The sequence below is a fragment of the Legionella beliardensis genome (assembly GCF_900452395.1).
GTDB classification, from domain to species: Bacteria; Pseudomonadota; Gammaproteobacteria; order Legionellales; family Legionellaceae; genus Legionella_C; species Legionella_C beliardensis.
Genome location: NZ_UGNV01000001.1, coordinates 890,088 through 915,069 on the forward strand (window position 1 = coordinate 890,088; position 24,982 = coordinate 915,069).

Genomic DNA, 24,982 nt, shown 5'->3' on the forward strand with positions numbered 1-24,982 from the left:
ACCCTATCATAATGAGCTAATTTACTTTTAGCAACAGCAGCTTAAACGATTTAAATTGTCCTTTTTTTAATCTGAATTTCGTACAAATAATACGCATTTATGGGCTCGCTTAACTAGCTTATGCTACAATGCTGCTTAATTAGTTTGTTGTTAGCCTAATGATGCGTAAAGTAGATGTAATTATTGTTGGCGCTGGGGCTGCCGGAATGATGTGTGGCATTGAGGCAGGCGCTCGCGGTCGAGACGTTTTAATTCTTGATAAAAGCAATAAGCCTGGTAAGAAAATCCTCATGTCTGGCGGTGGACGTTGTAATTTTACTAATCTTTATGCAAGTCCTGAGCAATTTATTTCGCATAATCCCCATTTTTGTAAGTCAGCACTTAGTCGCTATACCCAGTGGGATTTTATTGAATTAGTCAAACGTCATAAGATTGCTTTTTATGAAAAAACAGCGGGCCAATTGTTTTGTGAAGAGAAGTCACAATTAATCGTTGACATGTTATTAGCAGAATGTCGAAAAAATCAGGTAACGATTAAGTTAAATCAAAATATCACGGCAATAACCAAAAAAGATAATCAATTTATTGTCAAATGCCAAGATAATACCTATCAATGTCAATCACTAGTAATTGCCAGTGGGGGTTTATCTATTCCAACGTTAGGTGCCAGTCCGTTTGGTTATCAAGTGGCTACCCAATTTGGTTTGCATGTTTACCCAACCCGGGCAGGACTTGTGCCTTTTACTTTGCATGAACAGGATAAAGCGTATTTAGCGGAACTTACCGGCATTGCGATTGAGGCATTAGTGCAATGTAATAGCACGTCTTTTCAAGAAAATGTGCTCTTTACTCATCGGGGTTTAAGTGGGCCCGCTGTCTTACAAATTTCTTCGTATTGGCTGCCAGGACAAGCCATTCATGTTAAATTTTTACCGCAAATTGATTTATACGAGACCCTCTTACAAGCGCAACACCATTCACCCGATAGTTTTTTAAGGACGGTTTTAGCTAAGTATGCTGCTAAGCGGGTGGTGGATGTATTTTATGACGCTTCTTTGTTAGAAAAACCGCTCAAACAATTTAACCATAAGCAACTAAAGGCCCTCGCCCAAACCCTACAAGATTGGTCAATAAAGCCTAATGCCACTGAAGGGTATCGAACTGCCGAAGTCACCTTAGGCGGTGTTAATTGCAATGAGATTTCCTCCCAAACGTTAGAAGCGAAAAAAGTACCTGGCCTTTATTTTATTGGCGAAGTATTAGATGTGACAGGCTGGTTAGGCGGTTATAATTTTCAATGGGCTTGGTCATCAGGCTGGGCTGCAGGGCAAGTGGTGTAGAGTTATACGAGCTTATCCATAAATTGCTACGCTTTATCTATCGCCTTCTCCGTGCAGTAGGGCATTGTTGCATAGAAAACCAAGTATGTAACCTGGGCGAAACAAAGTGAAACCCGGGTTCCGGCCCTTTGGGCCTGCGCCTGAGCTACATTTATTAGATGGCGAGCGGTAGGGTATGTGTACGTGATGCTCGTATTTATCATTGCTATCTCCATGCAGGCGGAACTCCATGCCAACGCTAGGCATGGGCTTTCGTTTACACAGGAATGACAGAATTTATCAAGTAAAACAAATAAATTTGTCCTAAAAATGATCAATTTAATAATCTATTAATAATCAAATTGTATAATTGGAGGAAATCTTAATGCATTTTGTATACAAGGTGCTTTTTTAAGCTGTGAGGATTTGAGATGGCTGGTTTATATGATGAGTTTATTCAGGAAGAGGTTGTTTTAGAAGAGGGCAAGATTGTTTTCGATAACGAAAAAGATAGGAAACAATTTGATAAATATCTTGAAGAATTAGGTAGATATAAAAATTTTGGACAACTAGAAGCTGATTCAGATAACTTACTTGGTTGGCAAAACTGGCAGCACCATTTTCGTAATTTATATAAGTTAATAGTTAATGATGCTTTTGTGGCATTGGGAAGGCCAGTCCCTGCAGGCATGGAAGTATATTTTGCTGGATCATTGGCAAGAGCTCAAGCTACCCCTTTTAGTGATTTAGATGCCTTTGTTCTTCTTGAAGACGAAGCTGATATTGATGATGTGAAACACGTATTTCAAGGAATAAATAATTTATGTCAGCGTATTTTTTATGAAAAAAATCAATGCTATCCCGATCCTATTGGCATGAATCCAGGAGTTCTTACCGGTACACCTGATACGTTATTTGATTTATTGGATGGAGGAGAAGTAGCGGATGTGCCGGTAACTACTCGTTCAATCATGTCTTCACTTCCTATATTTGGAAACTTTGAGCTAGGAAATATATTAAAAGACAAAATTAGACAAAGCGACTTAGCAACACATTTTACTCCTATAAATCTTTATAAGAAAGCCATTAAAGATTATAAAGCTCCCGAAAATGGCTTAGCCACTATCAACATTAAATCTCACATACTTAGACCTATCGATTTTATCTTTATGGGCTTGCGTGAGGAGTTTGATTTATATAGCGAAGATGGCTCACATCTTTCTGTGCCCGGAACTATAAGACTACTGAGAGCAAAATTAAATAATAACGAGATAGATCTATCCAACGAAGATGAAGATGCGATTAATTTTATAGTGAAGACATACTATCAAGCTATAGAAAAACGCTGTCAGTTACATGGAGAGCATAAAGCAGAGCATGATACTATGCCTCGTGACGAGGCAGAAGAAATGCTTGCAAGGGTAGAGGCTTTAAGGCAAATGGCTGTAAGGCGAAGAACAAATTTATTAACACAGCAGGCTTCAGCTAATGAGCCTAAATTAGTTGATTTAGGACCTGTTGAAACAGAGAGCTTTTGGGTTAAGCACCAAAATAAATTAAAAGCAGCTGCCACCGCGGTTCTCATACTAGCTGGCGGATTCTTAGGTACCTTTTTAATTCCTATTCCAGGTGTTGGCAGTGTGATTGGCGGCGTTGTCGGTGGTGCAATTGGTACGGGCACAGGCTTAGGCCTTAGTTTAACCGGCTTGGGTTTTCTTGAATTATTTAAGAAAAATCCAGTCAAAGGGACGGCCTTATCGACTATCGGTAGCGCAGGCTTAGGCGCAGGTATTGGTGCCATTCTAGGCACTGTGGCTTTCCCAGGTATAGGAACAGCCATAGGAGCAGCAATTGGTGCTGGAGTTGGATTATCTGCAGGCTTAGCGGTGAGTGGCTTAGCGAACTTTGTGCTTAAAAATCCTAAAACAGCAACAGCGCTTACCACAGCAGGCAGTGCAGGTTTAGGTGCTGGCGTAGGTGCTCTGTTAGGTACGCTGGTTTTTCCAGGCGTAGGTACATTAATAGGATTAGCGATTGGTGCCGGTGTTGGTGCGTCTGCTAGTTTGTTTGCTACCGGTATTTATAATGCTGTGACTAAATATCCTATCTCAGGTGTGGCAATGACTGCGCTGGGTAGCTTCGGTATAGGCGCGTTTTTGGGTACCTTAGTTTTACCAGGCATAGGAACTGCGATTGGCGCGGCCATTGGTTTGAGCGTAACATTACTTACCGCAGGTGTGGCAAAGGCTGTACAAATTTATAGGCGGCCTACTCATCCTGAGGATTATATGCCGCCGGTAAGCACTATACCTTCGGCTTCTAATAATAAAGGCCCAATTAGCCTGGTTCAAGGTCTTAATGTTAGTCCGCCAGTTGAATATGATGTTAACTCGGAAGCAATAATAGAAGATCAGTCTAAATCTTCATCACTTGCAGCTGAACACCATAGTACTGACGAGGACGAAGTACGTGAGGGTATATCTATTACTCCAGTAGGAAGCCCAACCTAAGGCAAAAGAATCGAATCTTCATCACGTATTTGCTAATAGAACTGTTAGCTCCTGCTTTGGCTGGAGCTTTACTTAAATAGAGTAATTGTTATAAAGAGGCAGAATAATATTTAATTGGCTCATCATCAACATTTTCAAGCTTGCTTTGCCGGTCAAGGGCTACTTCTCTGAATTTATCTACTGTTTTCAGCATAATATCTAATTCTTCTGCGGAAACATGCTCAAATAAAGAAATATCGTCAGACTCTTTGCCTGCCTCAATATGTAGCTTCAACCTTAGGTCTAATGTTTGATTGTATACAGACTCTATGGCATCTATGTCTTCTAAAGCTAAAAAGTTATGTTGACGTAACGCGGTTATAATTTCGGTGATTGAGTAAAGTGTCTTATCTTCATGAAATAAATTAAATTCAGTAGCCAAACCCATCAGAATAAAATTAATAGGCCGTAGGAGATGAGATTTAACATTAACTATGTCATCCTCGCCAGGTGCAGGAAATTCTTCTATAGCTAACCTATAAAACTCCTTAGCAGAACAGAAGCCTTCTACGTCTTGCTCAAATTTTCCCCAGTCCTTCCTATCTGAGTGGCCTTTAATTTTTGTTATTATTTCTTCTCGAAGCGGGGTAGGGCCAGTAAAAATAGGTTTTGATTTTAATATTTCAATTGTTGCTATCTTAGGATCACTAACATCGCCATCTCGTATTTTATTATATAATGTGCCAGCTGTACCAATTATACTCGTTGGATTTATTCCCATAGGATCAGGTCTTAGTTGTCCGGTTTCTAAGGAAATGCGCTGACATAAGTGATTAATAGCTGTAAAAACCTCTTGAACTTGGTTAATATCTGCCTCTTCTTTAACAAGCACAAACGCATCTAAATCACTGTAGGGAGTAGCTTGGTTTTGTGCTAGAGAACCACTAAAGTATACTTCCATGCCCTCAGGGCGCTTAATGCCATAGGCTATAAAAGCATCAGTAATCATATCATTGTAAATTTCGCTTAAACCCTGAGCCCAAATTTCTGACGGTGTAAGTATGGAAGATGGCTCATGAATCGCTGCTTTAACTTCTTCAGTAAGAAGACTTAAACTATTCTTATATTTATCAAGTTTTTCTTGGTCAGCCTGAGCGAAGGGCAAAGGTTCCATTTCTATTTGTTCTCGTTCTGCTTGGCGACGATATAAATTAACAGCTTCTTTTCTCTTAATTTGTTGCGGTAAATTTTCCATAGACTTCGCTAAATTTTTTAGCTTACGGTCGGTAAAGAATCCGATACTTATACCTCCACTTGCCATGAAGCCACCACCAACTATTAAGCCGACTCCGGCAACAGCGCCAAAGCCTAATGTTCCTACAAGACATAAAATCCCTGCTGTTATCATGAGTGCGCCTAGTATTGTCATACTAACACCCAACATTTTCCAACCTATTGACGGGCGTGCTCGGACTTTATTTATTAAACTTTGATAGTCCTTTAACTTAGATGGTCTTTCTTCAGGTTTTGTGTAAAGTAAGTCATTCGTCATCGACAATACTTTAGACAATGACTCAAATGAGGCGCCTTCCTTACGAAGTGCTTGCACCTGTCTTAAGATTGATTCTATTGCTTTGTGAATTTGAAAGTCAGTGATTAAACCTTTAGTGTAATTTAAATCATTCAAAAAACCGTAATATCGTTGCGCAGCTAAGTTTTCTTTAGTTAATTTTTTTTGTAACTGTGGCGATGGGATAATAATTTGGCCAAAGGCTGCATCATCACCAAAACGTGTTGTTTTACCTTCATTTTTAGCTAACTCTAAAAGCTCTTGATGCCTTTTATTATTAAGTATAATAAGGTTTTCATATAGGCTTTTTGAATAGTCTATTAATTCTGGCTTGATAGCCAATTTTTTTACGGTATCTGGCTCAGGTGAAGCGGTGTATAATGGTGCTGTTTCTTGTTCTGAAGCAGTATATTCTATTCCATCATGTAAATAAGTATAACCTACTAGTTCATCACCAGCTGCAATTGGTATATTAAATAGGCTATTTCTACTTTTAACTAAGTTAATATTATTTGAACAAGGCCCGTCAAAGGCATCTTTAAATGGATCATGGCGATTATAAGTTACTTCCTGATTGAAAGACAATTGCTCTATTTGATTATTATTTTTACGTTTAATGGCAATGCCTGTATCACCAATACCAAAACCCGAACACCACAACTGGCCGTCTTTTTCATACGTAACAGCCACAGCCATGGTAAATTCAGCATCACTAGCGTATTCCGCCCTTAATTCATAAATTTTATCAATAAAATTACTAGTAACTTCATTAGCATTAGCATCGCCAATTTCTAAATCCTTGGCGTAGTCATCGATTAATGTCGTAACGTAATCGGTAATAAATTGATGAGTTTTTTGTGTCGCGCCAAGGAAAAAGCCATCAACGACAATCTGAAAGGGTAATCCTTTATCAGTATAACCCATGACTATTTTATCATCAGAGGGTTTTGACTTAGTAACAATTTCACCATCAACCACACTCTCAAAGCAGCTACCTGCTTGCAAGGTAGAATGCCTATCATCGATAAAGGTTCTTCTTGTAGTGATAGGTGTTTGACTACGTTCACATTGCTGAATAATGTATACCATACTAGGTTAGTCATAATAGCTAGGGGATAATATAATTATACGCTTTGACTATTAAGCAAAAATTAAGGGTATTGCCTGCAGAAACCTAATTGATAGTTATAGGTGCACAGCTAAACGTTAAAGAATATTGCTTCTCTTTATAATCTATAAAGAGAAGCAGATAGCATTTTAGTTGTTAGAGCTTGGTTTTGAAGTTAAACCGTCTGTTTTTTTACCGCAACATTTAATGCCATCAGTAGTCACGCATGAGCATTGTCCTTTTGGGATGCCTGCGCAAGAAGATTGGCAGCGGCTAGCGTTGTGGCCTTGTGATGTATTAGCCAAAATGATAGGGCTAAATGCAAAGACAGCGCTACTTAAAAGTACAGAATGGATTAACGTCGTTTTCATATTAACTCTCCTTGTTGTGTTATGAAAAACAAATTCCTCTATAGTATAGCGCTATTCACTAAATTTTCTGGTGCAATTAACAAAAAGTGAGCACAGTAATATAGTTCCGTAATGTAACCAGCTAACTAAAGCAGCCAGCATAGAAAACATGTTTAAAAAATAAAAAATGAGTTACCATACGAAAACTTAAACGATGATGCAAAATTTGTAAAACTTAAGCTACACCATTTTAATTTAAAAAGCTCTTCTCTATAATTAGATTTTTCAAGTTTTTAAGCTTGAAAAATTGATTCATGAGCATAAATCAAGGAATGCTTGAGTAATGGATTATCATGCAGCAAGAAATTTTACCTTTAACCAGTTTGCGCTTTGTCGCGGCTTTTTACGTTTTTCTATTTCATATACATTTGCGTTGGCCCTTAGTTAGCTCAGCTAGCCCTATTGCAACGTTTTTCAACCACGGCGCTTGCGGGATGAGTATCTTTTTTATCTTATCAGGCGTGGTCTTAGGCTATCGTTTTAATAAGGGGGTAAAGAATTATTATGATTATGCGTTTAGCCGCCTAACTCGTATTTACCCAATTTATTTGTTAGCCGCTTTATTGATGCTACCCTGGCTTTTTTCATCAATGCAGCACTATCAATCTCATATTGAAATTAGATATATCTTTATTATTCTGATTAACCTTTTTTTACTGCAAGCTTGGTTACCGCAATTATTTACTTATTGGAATGATAACGGAAGTTGGTCAATTTCAGTTGAAGCTTTTTTTTATGTGTGTTTCCCCTTTGCTATTAATCGCTTTAAAGACTTATCGAATCGACATTTATTTTTTTTAGCTACCCTTTTTTATTTCTTAGCCGCTATACCTGGGCTAGCAATTATCTTATTTAACAACAATCAAAGTTTTGTTATCTTCTATTCAATACCTATTTTTAGATTATCTGAGTTTATTTTAGGTATGCTTGGGGGGTTATGGTTATCTAGAGGCAATACCTTACAAAAGCCAGCGCTTTATACACTGATTTCGTTTCTCTGTATTTATCTATTCTTAACGCTTGGTTATACCGTTGAATTTCAATTTATAACTGAAAACTGGCTACTTACTCCGCTTATTTTATTATTAATAATAAGCTTAGCGTCTTTGCAAAAAGGGACACTTTATCGATTTTTTTGTAATCGGCTGTTTGTGTATTTAGGGCATATAAGCTATTCATTTTACTCCTTTCAGGGACTCGTTAATTCAACCTTATTTAATAATTATCCTTATTTAGTAAACAAATTTCCTCCTCTAGCTCATTCTTATCTGCTGGGGCTACTTGCTTTTCTTATTCTTACGGTCATTTCTATATTTTTTTATCACTTAATAGAAGTAAAATTTAGGCATTTTCTTTACAAGAAATTAAAAGGAAAAGCGGTAGAGCCCCATTCAATTATGGCAATGGAACCGATAATAACTACTTAGCTTCCTTCATGCGCTAAAGATATGTTAGCTGCTAGTACGAGAAATTTGAATTTGGAGGATGAATGAAATTACATGAGTTGCGACAGTTATTAATAGAATATGATGAAACTACGTATTTACGCAAATACCTTCTTGGCAATCATGAACGTGCTCAAAAATTTAGGCAATATCTAGAAGAATATAAAAATAAACCAGGGAATTATGAGCTAATTGCTTCTGATATTTTTACTCTGCTAAACAAGGTTCCTGAAATAACTGCGGCAAACAGTAATTTGCAACTTATACAATCAATAAGAAGTAAACTTCAAGACAATTATTTTTTTGAGATTTACACTGCTTTCCATAATAAAGGCCTTATTAATAAAACTAATTTTGAGCTTATTTACGGTCTTTCCCAAAAGGGACGGTTAGTTTTGTATAATTTATTTTGTAGTATTTCAATAGAGCAAATTTATTTAAATTCAGAAGGTCTGGAGAAAGTTTTATTATTACTTTCTCATCCTTTTTTTAGTTACTATCAAGCAGCTGAGGATTGTTTAAGATTTTTGCATAATCGAAATTATTTAACCTCAGTTGCACTAGACTTACTCTTAAATAAAAAAGAAGATTTACCTGAGCTTTTAAAAATATTAAAAGCTCTTGATGACAATAGAATTTTAAATGATATTTGTTTAAAATATTTGAATTTACCTGGACTACCTTATTACATTTCAGATCTGATTTCCTTGCTAAATCAAGCTAATATGGATATTACACAAGAACTCTTTCAAGCAATATGTAGAAGTAATATTAGGTATATTTTGATACCTATTTTAGCCATTCTAATTGCTGCAGAAAACTATGAATTGAAGATTGAGAAGATTATTATGCTTTTGCAGCGGGATTTTTCATTTCTATATGATAAACTGTCTTTATTGCAGTTACTGCATGAAAATCACATGCTTGATAACAATACATTCGATTTTGTTTTTAACAATAATGTCTTTTATTTCGAAAAAATACTAGAAATTTTAACTAGAAGGTTTTTAGTAAAAACAAACCAAGAATTATTAAATAAATTTATAAATAAAGAGCTTGATTGTTGTCAAATTTATCCAGCCATTAGTTATTTAAATGATGCCAATTTGCTCGACCAAAAGTCATTTAATGAATGCATTAAATTAATTTTACTTACACCCACTTATGATCCATTTGGATTAAATGTATTTAGTTTATTTAAATTATTTGAAAACGCTAATTTTTACATTACTAGAGAAAAATTAGATACTTTGTTTTCTTTGTCTAACACCAATATATGTCGATTATATCGAGTAACATTAAACCTTATCACTCATCAGCTCCTCAATCAAGATTCATTTGAAAAAGCATTTCAACGAGTAACGGCAAAATTACCGTCGGTGTCAGAATCTGAAGTAATAAAAAAGAGTAGAAAGCAAACAGGCCTTTTGCGTTCGGAAATCATATTAGATAATAAGAATCACTTTTTTACAGATCACGATAAACAATATGAAAAGGGGGGATTTGGTAAAGTTAAAAAAGGATTTAATTCATTAACTTCAGATGAAGCATTCTGTGGCATTAAAAAGCTGAAAGAACCATTGCCCGATAACGCTCAAAAGGAGGCAATTCGTGAAGTTAAATATAACCATTTGCTCGGCCGGCCGGCATTTTATTATTCTAGAAAAGGCGCTACTAGCGTTTTAACTCAATGGCAACGAGACAAAGGTTTGCATCTTTATAGCCGAGATAATGAGTTACTTCAAATACCTCTGGGCAACAGATTAAGGTGCCTTAGCGCGGCCTTAGCCGAGCTTAATATTTTACATCGTAATCATCGTGTGCATGGTGATATTAAATGTCAAAATTTAGTTCTTAATTTAAAAAAATTATCACTAAAGTTAATTGATTTTGGTAGTGCTCATAAAGTAGGATCCGCGAAAATGTTTGCCCGAACTCGAGCGTATAAAGATCCTTATTTTTCTGGTGATCATTTCAGTAAAGATCTCTATGCCATGGGTCTAGTAGTCATGTATTTGTTTCCTGAAGTATATACAATCACTTTTGATAAAGATAAGACAAGCGCATCACTTGTTAATAAACCTAATTTCACCGTACCTGAACGCGCAATTATTAATTTAGTAAATTCGATGATGCATTCTAATATTAATGTAAGATGTACAAGTGAAGATGCCTTAGACTACTGTAATAAGTTACTCGCTAATTTTAATAAGCTTAATCTATTTATGTTAGAGACAATAACAAATTCAAGCCTCCACTATGATAAGCTTACGGTTGAACAGGCATTGCGTGTCTAAGCTAAATGATAACTAGTTTGAACTGGGCGTTTATTCGCCCGGTTAAGCTGTTTCGTTATAATTTTAGCAAGCTCTACATAACCTTCGTAACTGGGATGTAAGCGGTCAGGAAGTAATTTTTGCCAATCTGCTAAGGCATAAAAAGCACCACCTACATCAAGGACCTGACACTTAGGACAGATAGGCCTTTTTTGCAGCAATAATTTATTAACAGTTTGATTACGCTCGAAATAATCATCACTGCGAGGTAACAGGGTGCTGATGTAAATTTTTGCGTTGCGATTTTTAGTATGAAGACCCTTAGCAATTTGAATAATATTATTGACTGTTTCTTGTGGCGGGATTCGATCATTAGTGCCAATGAGTAAAAAATAAGCATCTGTTATAGGTATTTGGTTAATACGTTTTAATACATCTTGCGTTGTATCACCGCCTTCGCCATCATGCTCAAAGCCAAAGGTGTCTGTGTGACTTCCTTTAAAATCATAAGGCAAGCCTTGATCGCGCATAAGGCAACGTAAAAATCGACCATTTCTTACCCAAGTGAGGCTATCGCCTATAGTATCTATTGTTTGATTAAACTCAGATTTTTTATTAGTTTGAAATGAGGCAAGGTAATAAATACCAGGAGAGGGTAAATCTTTTTCAACCCAACTTATTAAATAGGAGGCTTCTGGGTCAGGAACAGGAATACGCTCATTAATTCGAAAAAACCATAGATCTTTCCCATCAGTTATACCGTATAATTCATCCAAACTAAAGGGAGGAATTCTACTAGCTAACTCAAGTGTTATTGTGTTTTCCGTCACTTTTTGAAAATAAATTGTTCCTAAATCTTCTTTAAATGTCATTAATGGGTCAAAAATGAGTTGGCAAGATGTGGTAGATTGTGCACTAGACATTCCTAAAAGATTTATCATTAGGGTTATGAGAATTAAATTTCTTTTTAAGAATTTCTTAAGTAAATAATAAACCTTCAATTTTCCACCTTCAAATTTCAGATTAAAAGTTATCCCTAGACTAGATTCATGGCTTTGCTGCCGAACCCAGGGTAATCTATATTTTTTTTAATAAAAAATCCATATCGTTTAAAAGCCTCTGCAAATAATATGTAAATTTAATGAGGGATAAAAATTAATCTATTTGCTCAATATATAATGTAAGTTACGCAACATAGCGGGTTACTTTTATGCAGGATAAGTTTGAATTAGGCGAAAGTGATACAGGCCATATGTCTAGGGCTTTGGATAATTACCTTGATTTAGTACCAAAAACTAAATCAGGCGCGATTGATTTAACTAAAGCATCGCGGATTGCAGAAGGTGGGACACATCTACTTTATCGATTTCCAGATGCACCTTATGTTATTAAATTAATGAAACAAAACCCCAACGCTCAAGAACTTAAAGAGCTAGAAAAAAAATATGCTGTGTTATATATGTGTTTTGATCAAGATGGAAAACAACGCTGTATTCGAGAACAACACCTGACTCTTCCAGTTAAGCTACCTGGCAAAGATACCTATCCTGCCGCTTTATCCATCGTGCCGTATGAAAACTGTTTTAAATCCAAAATAAAATTCGATTTTAAAATAGAACCTGCCGAACTTGACCCATACTTAATCGATCATCATGAAGGGTTGTTTGCTCAAGCAAATAAAACACTTATTCATAAAGATGACTCTGAATCTGGTTTTAATTTGAAGGATTATAAAGTCATTGATGAACGAATTGGTGCAATTTTGCAACGTCTAGACAGTGATCCTAAGCTTCAAGAGGCCATGATTGAATTCCTAAATCATTACCGTGAATTTTACCAACAGACAAACATCATCTTAGACGCTATGGGATTTGAAAATATTCTCTTTTTTAAAGATGAAAGTGGTGATTGGCAATTTAAAATAGGGAGCGCTATTAAGCATGATACTGGCGCATATACCAACGAATTATTTGCGACGCTAAATGCTGATAGCGAAGTGAATTTGCAGGAGTTTTTTAATTTTACGCATGCGTATTTTTCACCAGCAAACATTAGGGCTGTGAATGCCTGTGCCATGAAATTAGGTTTAGAGCCTGTTATTCATGATGTTATAATCGATACGAAAGATTTAGTTAAAATATCGCAACAGTTATCCCTAGCAGAGCGCATGCTTGCCTATGCAAAGCATGGTGATTTTACCAAAATGCATACAATACTTGAGGAAAATAAAGATAAACTTAACTTTAACCTTAAAGATTTTTGGGCCTATCCACTTATAGCTGATGAGTATATTAAACATGGACGACCAGCAAGAGAATTTAGTAATTACCTAAAAATCGTTAGCCAATTACCTGTTAATTTACCTGAAAATGAGGAGCAGGCACAACAAATACAGGATGTAAAAATGGCAATTGTCGATCGGAAAACCGTGCATGATAAAAAAACCAGGCTTCATGAGGAGCTTAAAGCGATACTCCCAAAATTTAGCATTTGGGCATCACTAAATGAAGAAAAAGAGTCCAAAAATGAAGACATCACGCCTCATTTTAAAAATTATTGATGGTTTATTTTCATGCATGCGCTCTTTAGCCTAGTCAAAAAAGTCACTTTGCCCATGGCAATGTCTTGCATACTACCAGCTATCGCAATACCTCTGAGACTTCTGACAAGCCGGTTTAAAATATCCTGTGATTTGGTTATAAATGACGCTAAGTAAATAGTTTATTAAAGGATAATTTATTATACTATTTATTTTAAGCGCTAAGGCCTAAACTAATTCTTACTGTACATTAAGCTATTAGTTAATTTCTATTTTCAGGATGATCAAAAATGAAATCATTTATTGAGCAAGCTCAGTTTTATGCCGAATATCATCAAAAGCCTATTACTTTTTATACTCATATTATCGGTGTACCGCTTATCATTTTTTCCTTGATGATTTTTTTTAGCTTTTTTCATATCGTCGTTCCAGGGGTTATGGATATTAGAATATCTGATGTCCTCACGGCCTTTATTCTTATTTACTATGTTATTTTAAACTGGCGTTTGGGTCTTATCGTAACGCCGATTTTTATTTTCATGGTATGGATTGCGGATTTGATAGGGTGGTCTGGGCCTACCAAAGAGGCATTATGGACTTTTGTTGTTTTTTTTGTTTTAGGTTGGGTTTTACAGTTAATTGGCCATGTTATTGAAGGTAAGCGCCCAGCATTGGTTGATAATTTTTGGTCAACACTCACCGCGCCACTCTATTTAACCGCTGAATTATTTTTTAAAATGGGACGAATGCAAGACCTTAAAGCGCAAATTCATACTGAAGAAAATTTACCTTATAACACCCATGATTTAGATAAAAAAATTGACTAATGCAAAATGTATAGATAGTGAATATCCTTCTACTCGTTAAGCTTAACTAATGAACTATACTCTTTATAATTTCATTGGAATAGAAAGCAGATCATGGCTAGCCGAGAATCTGATGTACACGACAGAATTAGGCAATTGCGCCAATGTGGCAGGCATTGGGGTGAAGATGTTAATTTAGGTGCTGATAGTAGTAGGGTTGGACCTGATGCCTGGTATGAAACAGCCGTATTAGGTACGGTTGGCTTAAACGGTAACAACCCAGGTGAAGGGCCTGGGGTAATCATAAGAGATATAGAACATAAAGATATAGACATGTTGTGGACAGCAGGCTTAATTGGTTGTATGGGTCTGGCGATTACAGGCAGAGATGCAGAGGGCCGCTTAGATGTTTTTTTTAGCCATGCCAGGCAATATGATAAGACAACGGCTACAACAGATGCAGCAAATCCTATCCATTTAGCAAAAGAGTTCGTAGATTCTCATGATGGAGTACGTGTTTTTTGGGGAACTGATTTTTTTGTTGGTCATGATGTTAGTACGGCTCAGGTTAATCGCCATAAGGCTCAACAGAAATTAAGTAATGACTTAGGATGTTGGGTTCGAGAAAGTGATTGTGTGCCTGCCAGTGAGTTAGTTTTTCTGCCAAAATTAGGGCTCCTAAAGCAGGGGAAGCCAGCAGAAGTACAAGCCGAATTAGCTACTGATCCAGATTTAGCGCATAAGGTTGAATTTTCAAATAGCAAGCGCTTAAGCAAGTTTATGCCTGATCCAGACATTAGTGGCAGGATTGAATTGCAATTAGCTGAATTAAGAATGCAGCGAAATGCACGTCTTAGGTTATATCATCAAGATGGCTTACGGGATAATAAAATTTTTGTTTTACAAAAAGTGTTGGATGCTTATCAGGTAGGAAATATTGATGTATTAAGGCATTATGCTATTCATGCCAAAGAAAAAACATCGCCTTTTGCCGATCCTAGTGGCGTGAATGTTTGGCACGCTAAAGAAGAAAGTAAGACAGCGCAATTAGTGCAAGAAGCATTTGCAGATGCTCATACTAAAACTTATGCCATGGGCGAAAAAGGCTGCGGGCTTAAAAGCGATGGGAGTAATATTCATAATTTTAAGGAATTTAAAGAATTAGACGAGGAAAGAGGTCTTAGGCTCTGAAGATTAAATGCTGCTCTATTTTTTAATTTAAATACAGATTCCCTTTGACAATAATATCAATTTTGCCATATAAGCCTTATTAATCCGTTTAGAGAAACTGTCCCTTGATATTAATATTTATTGCCATCAGGCCAATGTTCGGTATGGATTCCCGTCTACACGGGAAGGCATTGTTGCGTAGATAGAATAAGTGATCAAAACGATGTAGCCTGGGTGAAACGAAGTGAAACCCGGGTTTAGGCCCTAGTTCTGGTTATATTATTTCGATGTTGAGCTTAAGGCACAAAAAAAAGAAGAGGGTTTAGAAATAGACAAAAATTCTATTTATTATCAAGCTGTTTTTGAGTCAGCTGTAATTTTTAAAGTAAAAGGGATGGTTAAATCCTTGTTCAATAGTTGGGTGATCCATGTTAAACAGCTATACCCTGACTATTTATTTCAGGCAGAAGATGAGGTTTTAGTCGACGATTTAGTCATAGCCTTGGCCAAAGGTTTGGAATTAATATGGCGAAATAAGAGCAAAACTAAACAGACTATGTGTGATTTGTCTGTAGACTCGGTTTTAATTGCGGCGTCTACTGCTTTAAACTCACATTGGTATCAAGAATATGTTTTTAAACACACTCATCATTATAAAGAACTCTATTTTCTTAAGACCATTATTCAATACTTAAAAATTGATGCAATTGCTGTTAAAAAAATTGAAACACTTTATAAGTATATGATGAGTAAAGAGAGAGCTATTGTAGAAGAAGCGTGTACTAAACATGAAAAAATTATTGATTTAAATCAATTTAAGAAAAGCAAGCAAACTGATTCTAGTTTTAAACAAAATATGGTTGATTATTTAGAATCAATTTATTTTGAAAAAAATTTTCATATATTTGGTGAAATTCTTAAAAATAAATATACTATCGTGTTAGCAGATTTCTTTACTGCAGATGAAGTAAAACAGCTTTTTGAATATGTTAATCAAAACTTTTTAGCTCATTAAATTACATCGTAGGGATTTTTACTAGGATTAAGCCATGCATTTATCTTCTCCAAATAAAGCACTTTACGCAGGTGTTTTAGGTACTGTTTTACAATGGTATGACTTTGCTCTTTTTGGCTATTTTGCACCAATTATTGCAACAACTTATTTTCCTAATGATGACAGATTTGCCGCTCTTTTGAGTGCATTTGGCATTTTTGCCGTAGGGTATTTGTTAGCACCACTTGGCTCACTATTATTTGGTTATATTGGTGATCGCTTTGGTCGAAAACGGGCTTTAACTATTAGTATTTTAGCAATGGCTATTCCAACTGCGCTGATTAGCCTTGTGCCTTCCTATGAAGCCATTGGCTTGGCCGCACCTATTCTCATTACCTTATTTCGAGTCATACAGGGGTTTGTTGCCAGCTCTGAATTTACCGGTTCTGCTATTTTTTTAGTGGAGCATGCTAAAGAAGGCAACAAAGCATTTTACGGTTGTTTAACAAGTTCTGCTTACAGTGTCGGTTCACTCTTAGCAGGATTGACAGCGTCCTTGTTAACAGCTTCCTTTATGCCTGATTGGGGCTGGCGAATAGGATTTGCTATGGCATTGATTGCGGGCCTGGTTATTTTTTATTTACGATTTAATGTCCAAGAAACACCAGAATATATGCAAATGGTACGTACTAGAAACGTGCGCTTTCCGTTTCTCCTAGCCTTAAAAGAAAATCCCTTAGCCATTATTGGGGTAATAGGGTTAGCGTGGCTTGTGAGTGTTCTAACCTTTGGCACCTATATTTTTACAGCCACTTATTTGCATCGTTATTTTAACATGTCACTCAGTATAGCCACTCTGATTATCACGTTTGCCTTGGCGGTGGACGCAGTCTTAGAGCCTTTTTTTGCCATCTTAGCTGACCGAATTGGTTTTTTAAAGGTGGTATGTTTTGGCTTAATAGCTACTATTTGTTTAAGTCTTCCTATCTTTTTGCTACTCGCTACGGGTCAAGTTAGTTTAATTACACTGAGCATGGCGTTATTGTCTCTTTTAATTGCAATGACTTTTGCACCCTTAAATGCGTATATGATTTCTTTATTTCCGCATCATTATCGCTATAGTGGATTTGGGGTGGCATTTCATATTGGTATTTCATTATTTGGTGGGACAACACCGTTAGCGTTAATGTGGCTAGTTAACCAAACAGGTAATTTGACCTCCCCTGCTTATTATTACATTGCTGCCGCAATCATTGGGTTAGCCTCTTTAAGGCTTTGTGAATACAGCCAAGGCAGGTCAACTAGGTCAAAATCAGCTACACTAGCGCCAGTTATTGAGGATTAAGTATGTTACTTTTCAGTTCAGCTTTAAAACAGCATAAGCTTACGTTTAAGCCCTTAAGTCAGTGTATGGATTATGTTCCCCTTGCCGCTCAATGGGCGGAAGGTGAGTGGGGCTATATTCGTAATATGGGGGTTGAATATCGTACAAGGGTAATGTGTGATCTTAGTCAATATGTTTACATTGGGTTGTTTGCAGAAAAACCTGTCGCTATGTTTGCTCTGTTAGAGCGCAAATTTAGTCCTGACTTAGTTGCAGCTACAGATTGTCCTATCCATGCACGTGAATTAATGTATGTCTATGTGGATAAAAATTACCGGGGTTTTGGGTTTGGTAAACAAATCATTGATGAGGCAAAACAGCTAGCAAAGCAAGCAGGTGCGACGTTAATTTTGCTGGATACTTTAAAGCCTAGTTTGAATCGCTTTTATGAAAAGCAGGGGGCTAGAATAGTGTGTGAAAGTGAGTTATTTTCGCATGCAACGGATGTGTTAAAAATCAGTGTTTAATCAATCTTTGGATTATTTTTTTGATAATCATGGCGCTCTTGATAAGCATATTCTAGTGCTATTAGTCCATACGAAATACACCAATATATTCATGTTCTTCTTCATGTTCTCCTGAAAGGCAAGCATCTAAGGCTTGATTTAGTTGTGATTTTTCATCTGTGCTCTTAGCACTTAATAAATCAGCTAGATTTTCTTTTAAAGTATCAACTGAACTTTCAAGCGCCGAAATAAGCGGTTTATTCTTAATTGATGCAGCTTGTTGACTTGAGATTTCATTGCCTAGCTTTTTAGTTCTATCCTTTAGAGAACTATCACGAGCTAGTAAACTTACCCTTTCTTCTTCTAAAGAAGTTTTTTGAGCTTCTAATGAAGACTTGCGCATGTTATTTTCATTAGCTGAATCATATTCAATGCATTTCTTTTTACTGTCATTAATGGGCCAAAAACTATTTAACAAACTCATAGCAATAGATTTAAAGAAACCAGGATTCTTATCAGCTAAAAACCTATCTAAGCCACTTGGTACTGCTGGAAAAGGATGGGGCGAAGCAAGTTTTTCAATTTCCATTTGGATGTCTGTTATTCGCAAAAACTTAGCGTCTCTTTTTTTACCTATATCTGTGCGTTCATCTTGTAAATTTTTCTGCATATCTTGTAGAGTGGTCAGCTTTTTTGCAATTTCGTCTTGCTCCAACGAATTGTATTCTATTTTATCATTTAAATTTTGTAATAAGTCAATAATATCTGATATACGAATACTTCTTAAGTCATATAAATCATCTAGATCTTTCTCAGCTAGTGCGGCAGGAAACAAAGATATACCATATTTTTTCTCAATGTCTTTTATTGTCTTAAGTGTTGCTTTTATTTTCGATAATATATTTATCTCAGGCACATTGCCTTCGAGTATTAGCTCTTCGATAGTTTTTCCGGAATTAAGTTTTTTTTCATAATCAGACATAGTAATAACCGTAATCTCTTTGTATAAAGATATATCAATAAGATTATAGTTTAAACTAATTGGATTAAGGCAATATTAGGTAAATAAAAAGTTTTAAAAATAGTATGTAAAAACTGCTCCGCCTGCTGAAAATTAATCCAGTGCATCGTATTTTATTTTTTTATAATAATAGAAAACCTGGTTTTTTAATCTCCATAATCAAGATAAAAGTAATCAAATAAGTTATTGATAAAAGAAAAAATAAATAAATTTGGCGCCGTATTTAGGGGCAATGTGCCTTTAAAATTTATTTGTTATTCTTATACCGCGCACTAAGTGGATAAGGTTCTTGTTATCGCCAAGGATCTAAGCTCACATGATAGCTTCGATAGACTACTGTAATCATTTAATCAAGCGCAGGAAGCATTAAAATTAAACAAAGAGCATGCTATTATGGCGCCCTTGTTGAATCACGTTTGTATACTTACTATGACTAATTCTTACCGCATTATTTCTATTGACGATAGCTATCATGACACTGGAAAGGTTTATGTAAAAATTCAAATGGTAGGTAAATCACAAATATTTGCTAGGCCGGTTAGTGAGCTTTATCAAAAAACATGGTTAGAACATTTTTCTTGCGAGGATGTTGCTCATATTGCAGCCCTTTATACGGCAGAGCACACCAAAAATTTAGATTTAATAAAAAAATTTCCTAAAGCAACGCCTGCTACCAAATCAAGTGTCATTGTTGTAGGCATTCTTTTTACCGCTTTGCTTATTTTATCTAATTTGACTGCCTTTAAGCTTGCAACCTTTGCTTCTATTAATTTTCCCGCAGGACTTATCTTTTTTCCATTGACTTATGTTTTTGATGACATTTTGACTGAGGTTTATGGGTTTAAAGTCAGTCGCCGCATTATCTGGATGGCACTGCTTGCAAATACCATTATTTTTATAGGCACCTGGGGCACGATATACCTAAATCCATCACCTTTCTGGCATGATCAAGCAGCTTATGCCACCGTGTATCAAGCAACGTTGCGGGTTTTTATTGCCTCAATGATTGGTTATTTCTTAGGTGAATTTGCTAATTCTACGCTTTTAGCCAAATTAAAAGTATTAACCTCAGGAAAACATTTATGGTTACGAGCCATTACCAGTACAGTCGTTGGCGTTGGCATTGATACTATTTTTTTCACCCACATCGCTTTTTTATTTACCATGCCTTATGGCAATCTTTGGGAAATAATTGCCACTATGTATGCACTTAAAGTAATTTATGAATTTTGTGCACTTCCTATTACATATAAAGTAACTAATTATTTAAAGAGAAAAGACAACATTGATCATTACGACTTTAAAACAAACTTTAATCCATTTTCTTTAGAAGTTTAAAGTCATACGTGACTCTTTAAGCTATTCAAAACCATTAACTATTCAATCTTCTCGCCTGGTGCATCACTTAAAACAAAAATAAAAAATTGACATGTATGATAAAAATACCTCGTTTAATATTTTTAATTTTGATACAAATTATAGTAACAGTGATAATGAATACAGAGCTTATGCTTAAATTTTAGATGCCTTGATTATTCTTTAACGACGGTTTGATAAAAGGAATTAACCATGTACAACCTGATTTCCCAAATTAGAATTATAATTTTATTAGCGATTTTTATTTTAGGGCCAGCTGCTTACGCTCGCACATTTCAAACCAGTGATAATCGATTTATTGGCTACACGGATATAGGGCAGGGTAGACCCATTGTGCTTATACACGCTTTTCCTACTGACAGGCGGCTATGGGAACTGGCTACCCAAGACCTGGAAGATGCTCTGCAAGGCAGTAATGGGTTGCGAATTATAAGTCTAGATTTATGGGGATTTGGCCAGTCTTCTTCTGCAAATGGGCAAGCCATTACGATGGTCGATTACGCGCGTGAAGTAAATGAATTACTTAATCATCTCCAGATTCAACAGGCAGTCATTGGTGGTGAATCAATGGGAGGATATATTACGCTTGCTTTTCTTGCATCCTTTCCCGAAAAAGTAGAAGGGTTAATTCTATCTAATACCCAATCCATTGCCGACAGTCTAGAGGCAAAAGCCAATCGTGAAGCCACGGCTAAAGATGTCTTAGAGCATGGTACGGAGAATTTAATCAATGGCTTTATGTCTAAGGCACTTTCTCCTACTGCCTCTGAAAAAACAAAACTGTTTTTAAAGCACATTCTAGAGAGGCAAGATAAAATGGCCATTGCTTCAGCATTACGCGGTATGGCGCTACGCCCTGATACGTCAGATATACTCACTAATTCTCCTATACCCATTCTCATTTTATCTGGCGAGAAAGACGTACTGATTTCACCGCAACAAAGCGAGAATATGCATAAGCTAGCTAAACACAGCAAATTAGTGCTTATCCCAGATGCGGGTCATCTTGCAAGTTTAGAACAGCCAAAACAATGGATGCAGGCAGTTGTTGCTATGTTCTCTTATAAATAGCTTCAGTAATCATAGCAAACCTTCAAATTAGGGAAGAAGAGATTGTGATATTAAAATTACTGATTCACACGTTTATAACAATAATAATTATGGCGTTATTTCTTTTTATACCTGTGGGTACTATTAATTGGCCAAGTGCCTGGGTTTTTCTGTTTCTGCAAGGAGGTTTTGGCTTAAGTATTGGTTTTTGGCTAGCTAAACATGACCCAGAATTGTTAAAAGAAAGGCTATCCTTTGTGATTCAACGCGGCCAAAAAAAATGGGACAAGGTTGTGATGATTATCTTCTCAATCTTGCAAATCACATGGCTGCCTTTTATATCATTTGATGTGGCTCGATCACAGATAGAGTTAGTTCCCGTGTTTGTCAAAGTATTGGCAGCTATTTTATTGATTATTTCATTTTATATTTTTTATTTGGTATTTAAAGAAAACAGTTATGCTTCTCCTGTGGTAAAAATTCAGAAAGCGCGTGAGCATAGAATCATTACGACAGGCCCTTATCAATATGTTCGGCATCCTATGTATAGTGGCGCCATACTCTATTTTATTGGTATACCATTGTTGCTTGGCTCTTGGTATGGATTATTATTTACTTTATTTCTAACCCTTCTTTTAGTCATTCGTGCTTCATTTGAGGAAAAAGCGCTGATAGAAGAGTTTGCAAATAATTATAGGGAGTATGCTAAGCGAGTTCAGTATCGGTTTATTCCTTTAATTTATTAGCAGTACATTGGGGTTAGAAACTCATTGGCAACATTGCTTACTGGTAGGTGCTGCATAGGGAAATCAGGATGAAAATATTATTAACTGGCTCGATAGGGCGGTTGGGTAGAGAAATTGCAAAATTCCTAAATGTTGCTGATAATAAAATCGCTTTGCATGGTAGAAATTTAAATCGCTTAAATACACTCGCCAAAACCTTAGATAAAAGCCAGATTTTAACTGTTGCTCGTGATTTAACGCAGCCTGAAGCGGCTGAATCCATTATAGAAGAGGTCATTCATCATTTTAAAGGCTTAGATGTTTTAATTAATAACGCGGCTTGTTTTAATTTTGGCAATCTTATAGACATGCCCCCTCATAGTTTAAAAGATACCCTGCAAACTAACCTAGTGTCTCTAATTATGCTCACCAGATTCGCCTTGCCCTACTTGATTGCTAGTAAGCGCGGTCTAATAATTAATATTGCTTCTGTAGCAGGGCGAGAGTATATACCTGGTGCTGCGACTTATTGTGCGACCAAACATGGTATTTTTGGGTTTGCTGGATCATTATTTGAAGAAGTAAGGGATAAGGGCGTTAGAGTTTGTACCATTGGTCCGGGACAGCTTACCGTATCTGATTTAAATGAAGACAATACAATACCACCTAAAGAGCTAGCGCAGCTTGTACATTTTCTTATTCATTATCCGGGCAAGAAAAGTTTTCCCCGTGAGATTATAGTTTCTGCTAGCTAATGCTTACTGCCGCCTTATTTTTCCGTAAATTCTGCCAGTGAGGCTTTTACATACTGACTATTATCTTTAAATGCTAAAGCCAAATCAGCAGACTTATCCTCATGATTTGCTAAGATTGCTTTCCAGGCGATTGCCCTTAATTGCTCGTTAGCATGAGTTAGCGCAATTTTCCGTACAAGTTCTAGGCTGCTTTTATCTCCTAATTTTATTGCGACATCAATTAAAGTGCGTACTTGTGTCAAACGGTCAAGACCGCCTAAGATTAATCTAGCTTTTTCTCCATTTTCTTGCTCAAGCAATTCAAATTCATATTGGCGACGTTTAGCAGGGTATGTTTTCGGTAAAATTAAATTCAATGACACTGTAATGGACTCTGGGGGATACTGAATATGGGCATCAGAACTGCCATAGTAATACATGACTTTGCCTTGGGTTAGATAGCTTTCTTCCTTAAATTGCAAATTAACTTCTTCACCAGGGATGCCTTTTACTGAATCATAATCGTACTTATAAATTCGTGTTTTATAACCAGGCCCAAAGTAATTAACGGTAAAAAAATCAAAATTATGATCGTGAGGTTCAAAGTAAGAAAAAATTTTCGCCTGATTACGATCAGAGGTAGGCATCCAAATCACGGCTCTTATCACATAGCCATCCCCTTTATGCAGCATAATAGTTGAAGGCTTGAATTGATTGTCTAGTTGAAAGTTTTCAAAATTCTTTAATTCATGACTTAATTGTTTTGCCAAAAACGTTTTATTAAGGGCTAACTGCGCTAATTTTTTGGCAATAATTGCAAAGTACTCCGGTTTATAGTTTGAAGATTTCAAGGCAGTGATGATTGGATTGTTATCAATAAATTTAACGAATGCTGCTAATGAAATGGGTGTTTTTACTTTAGGATTGAGTGTTTCCGTCATGCTGACTCCCCATTATCGATTCCAACGTTTTTTGTGCAGCTCGCCGTATTTCTGGATCACAGTCTTCAAAAGCAATTTTTTTTAATAAAGGCAGTGTGTGTTTATTATTAATTTTATAGTAGTATTTTATTGCCTCCCAGCGAACATTTGCATCATAATTTGATAAAATCAGTTTTTCTAACAGTGATTTAATTCGTCTAACTTGCATTGCTTGAAATAGCTCTAACGTTAAGCGAATTCTTGAAGCGCGAACATCAGTACTTATTCTTCGTATAGGATTCAAAGAATCCCTGTCAAATGCCCAGGTAGTTTTAGCTTTTTTATTAGAGTGCACAATAATCAAAGGTGCATTTTGTGAGGCATCATAAAAATCAAGAATTGATGAAAATGCAGGTAAACAGTAAGCTTGGTGTGATGCAAGAAGCAAGTCATTTTCTCGTTTTAAAGGGCTAGGTTTTTCATACAAGCGATTGTGTTGAATGTTGCAATGGTATAAAGGGACTTTCACTTCTTTTTCCGATAAATTCATCACAATTGCATCAACTTCACTTGCTAATAACGCGCTAGACGATGCCTTACAGTGCGTGAAACGCATTAATAAATAGATACCTGGTTGTTGGTAAAGATAGACATTGTTTTCTGCAATCATTTTATCATTAGTCGTTATTTCTATTAGAAAGCTATTGATTAGCGAAATGATATCGTTTCTTTTTAAGTTGTTAAAAACCGTGACCAAATCAAAGAAATTTGTATTGGGCTTATTAAGTGTTTCATAAAGGAGCTGACCGAGTTGATAGAATGTGAGTGAACTCAAATGCAAACCCTCCCGTAATTTATCTGAATATAGCTAAAAAATATTGATATATCCAATTCGCGAAAGAACTTTGAGTTTATTTTATAGATATGCAAGATTCGCGCTGCAATTTATGCAAATTATACTAAAATAAAAATAGAACAAGCTTATGCAGCTTGTATTATATAAAGCCACTGGCCAATTGCAATTTGGGGGTAAAATGAAAAACGAGATGCTTAATGAAATTCAAAATGATACAGAAATTGAATTTGTTGAATTGGATGATGTGTCTATTGCAGGAGCAGATCCAACTCAGATAACGGCACAAGAAGAAGGTCGAGTTCTCGGTTTTGGTTGTATAGATACTGAATAACTAATTTTTAAA

General features: G+C 36.1%; 21 protein-coding genes. 15 read left to right on the forward strand and 6 right to left on the reverse strand.

The genetic code is table 11. The features are described from left to right. The first annotated feature begins 161 nt into the window (after positions 1-161). The gene (locus DYE47_RS04005; RefSeq protein ID WP_115302030.1) at positions 162-1,340 is read left to right on the forward strand and encodes a BaiN/RdsA family NAD(P)/FAD-dependent oxidoreductase; all 1,179 of its coding nucleotides are present in this window, start codon (positions 162-164) and stop codon (positions 1,338-1,340) included. 410 nt (positions 1,341-1,750) lie between these two features. After that, complete coding sequence (locus DYE47_RS04015; RefSeq protein ID WP_115302032.1) at positions 1,751-3,829, forward strand: hypothetical protein; 2,079 nt, start codon at positions 1,751-1,753, stop codon at positions 3,827-3,829. An 88-nt stretch (positions 3,830-3,917) separates the two neighbouring features. On the opposite strand, the gene DYE47_RS04020 is transcribed toward DYE47_RS04015, so the two are convergent. Then, the gene (locus tag DYE47_RS04020) at positions 3,918-6,467 is read right to left on the reverse strand and encodes a deAMPylase SidD family protein (protein WP_115302033.1); all 2,550 of its coding nucleotides are present in this window, start codon (positions 6,465-6,467) and stop codon (positions 3,918-3,920) included. A gap of 168 nt (positions 6,468-6,635) precedes the next feature. Continuing rightward, positions 6,636-6,857 carry a hypothetical protein gene (locus DYE47_RS15935; protein WP_131750066.1) on the reverse strand — a complete coding sequence of 74 codons (222 nt, stop codon included), beginning with the start codon at positions 6,855-6,857 and terminating at the stop codon, positions 6,636-6,638. Positions 6,858-7,189: 332 nt separating this feature from the next. Between DYE47_RS15935 and DYE47_RS04030 the strand changes: the two genes are divergently transcribed. Together DYE47_RS04030 and DYE47_RS04035 are read left to right on the forward strand one after the other, a co-directional pair. After that, positions 7,190-8,323, forward strand: a complete 1,134-nt coding sequence (locus DYE47_RS04030) for an acyltransferase family protein (protein ID WP_115302035.1) — start codon at positions 7,190-7,192, stop codon at positions 8,321-8,323. A 62-nt stretch (positions 8,324-8,385) separates the two neighbouring features. Then, a complete protein-coding gene (locus tag DYE47_RS04035) occupies positions 8,386-10,638 on the forward strand; it encodes a protein kinase domain-containing protein (RefSeq protein ID WP_115302036.1) in 2,253 nt (750 codons plus the stop codon). Here DYE47_RS04035 and DYE47_RS04040 read toward each other — a convergent pair. After that, positions 10,635-11,540 carry an SGNH/GDSL hydrolase family protein gene (locus DYE47_RS04040; protein WP_160149839.1) on the reverse strand — a complete coding sequence of 302 codons (906 nt, stop codon included), beginning with the start codon at positions 11,538-11,540 and terminating at the stop codon, positions 10,635-10,637. The genes DYE47_RS04035 and DYE47_RS04040 overlap by 4 nt on opposite strands. A gap of 287 nt (positions 11,541-11,827) precedes the next feature. Between DYE47_RS04040 and DYE47_RS04045 the strand changes: the two genes are divergently transcribed. From DYE47_RS04045 to DYE47_RS04070, 6 genes are all read left to right on the forward strand, one after another. Then, on the forward strand, positions 11,828-13,177 hold the full coding sequence (locus DYE47_RS04045; protein ID WP_242604184.1) for a hypothetical protein: 1,350 nt from the start codon (positions 11,828-11,830) through the stop codon (positions 13,175-13,177). 269 nt (positions 13,178-13,446) lie between these two features. Beyond that, the gene (locus DYE47_RS04050; RefSeq protein ID WP_115302038.1) at positions 13,447-13,983 is read left to right on the forward strand and encodes an Mpo1 family 2-hydroxy fatty acid dioxygenase; all 537 of its coding nucleotides are present in this window, start codon (positions 13,447-13,449) and stop codon (positions 13,981-13,983) included. A gap of 93 nt (positions 13,984-14,076) precedes the next feature. Beyond that, positions 14,077-15,153, forward strand: coding sequence for a hypothetical protein (locus DYE47_RS04055; RefSeq protein ID WP_115302039.1), 1,077 nt, complete (start codon positions 14,077-14,079; stop codon positions 15,151-15,153). Positions 15,154-15,526: 373 nt separating this feature from the next. Further along, complete coding sequence (locus DYE47_RS04060; RefSeq protein ID WP_115302040.1) at positions 15,527-16,147, forward strand: hypothetical protein; 621 nt, start codon at positions 15,527-15,529, stop codon at positions 16,145-16,147. Between the two features lie 34 nt (positions 16,148-16,181). Next, entirely contained in the window at positions 16,182-17,471 is a 1,290-nt protein-coding gene (locus DYE47_RS04065; protein WP_115302041.1) for an MFS transporter, read from the forward strand. A 2-nt stretch (positions 17,472-17,473) separates the two neighbouring features. Beyond that, on the forward strand, positions 17,474-17,977 hold the full coding sequence (locus tag DYE47_RS04070; RefSeq protein ID WP_115302042.1) for a GNAT family N-acetyltransferase: 504 nt from the start codon (positions 17,474-17,476) through the stop codon (positions 17,975-17,977). A 61-nt stretch (positions 17,978-18,038) separates the two neighbouring features. Here DYE47_RS04070 and DYE47_RS04075 read toward each other — a convergent pair whose 3' ends face one another. Continuing rightward, entirely contained in the window at positions 18,039-18,938 is a 900-nt protein-coding gene (locus DYE47_RS04075) for a coiled-coil domain-containing protein (protein WP_115302043.1), read from the reverse strand. Positions 18,939-19,406: 468 nt separating this feature from the next. Here DYE47_RS04075 and DYE47_RS04080 point away from each other — a divergent pair, with 468 nt between their 5' ends. From DYE47_RS04080 to DYE47_RS04095, 4 genes are all read left to right on the forward strand, one after another. Beyond that, positions 19,407-20,315, forward strand: a complete 909-nt coding sequence (locus DYE47_RS04080; protein WP_242604183.1) for a queuosine precursor transporter — start codon at positions 19,407-19,409, stop codon at positions 20,313-20,315. A 231-nt stretch (positions 20,316-20,546) separates the two neighbouring features. Next, a complete protein-coding gene (locus DYE47_RS04085; RefSeq protein WP_115302045.1) occupies positions 20,547-21,425 on the forward strand; it encodes an alpha/beta fold hydrolase in 879 nt (292 codons plus the stop codon). A gap of 44 nt (positions 21,426-21,469) precedes the next feature. Continuing rightward, positions 21,470-22,150 carry a methyltransferase family protein gene (locus DYE47_RS04090; RefSeq protein WP_115302046.1) on the forward strand — a complete coding sequence of 227 codons (681 nt, stop codon included), beginning with the start codon at positions 21,470-21,472 and terminating at the stop codon, positions 22,148-22,150. 68 nt (positions 22,151-22,218) lie between these two features. Next, complete coding sequence (locus DYE47_RS04095; RefSeq protein WP_115302047.1) at positions 22,219-22,884, forward strand: SDR family NAD(P)-dependent oxidoreductase; 666 nt, start codon at positions 22,219-22,221, stop codon at positions 22,882-22,884. Between the two features lie 14 nt (positions 22,885-22,898). On the opposite strand, the gene DYE47_RS04100 is transcribed toward DYE47_RS04095, so the two are convergent. Beyond that, positions 22,899-23,804: a hypothetical protein gene (locus tag DYE47_RS04100; protein WP_115302048.1), complete on the reverse strand. Its 906-nt coding sequence runs from the start codon at positions 23,802-23,804 to the stop codon at positions 22,899-22,901. Continuing rightward, positions 23,782-24,618, reverse strand: a complete 837-nt coding sequence (locus tag DYE47_RS04105; RefSeq protein ID WP_115302049.1) for a HEAT repeat domain-containing protein — start codon at positions 24,616-24,618, stop codon at positions 23,782-23,784. The genes DYE47_RS04100 and DYE47_RS04105 overlap by 23 nt, the downstream gene beginning before the upstream one ends. 148 nt (positions 24,619-24,766) lie before the next feature. On the opposite strand from DYE47_RS04105, the gene DYE47_RS04110 reads away from it, so the two are divergent. Continuing rightward, positions 24,767-24,970 carry a hypothetical protein gene (locus DYE47_RS04110; RefSeq protein ID WP_115302050.1) on the forward strand — a complete coding sequence of 68 codons (204 nt, stop codon included), beginning with the start codon at positions 24,767-24,769 and terminating at the stop codon, positions 24,968-24,970. Positions 24,971-24,982 lie beyond the last annotated feature (12 nt).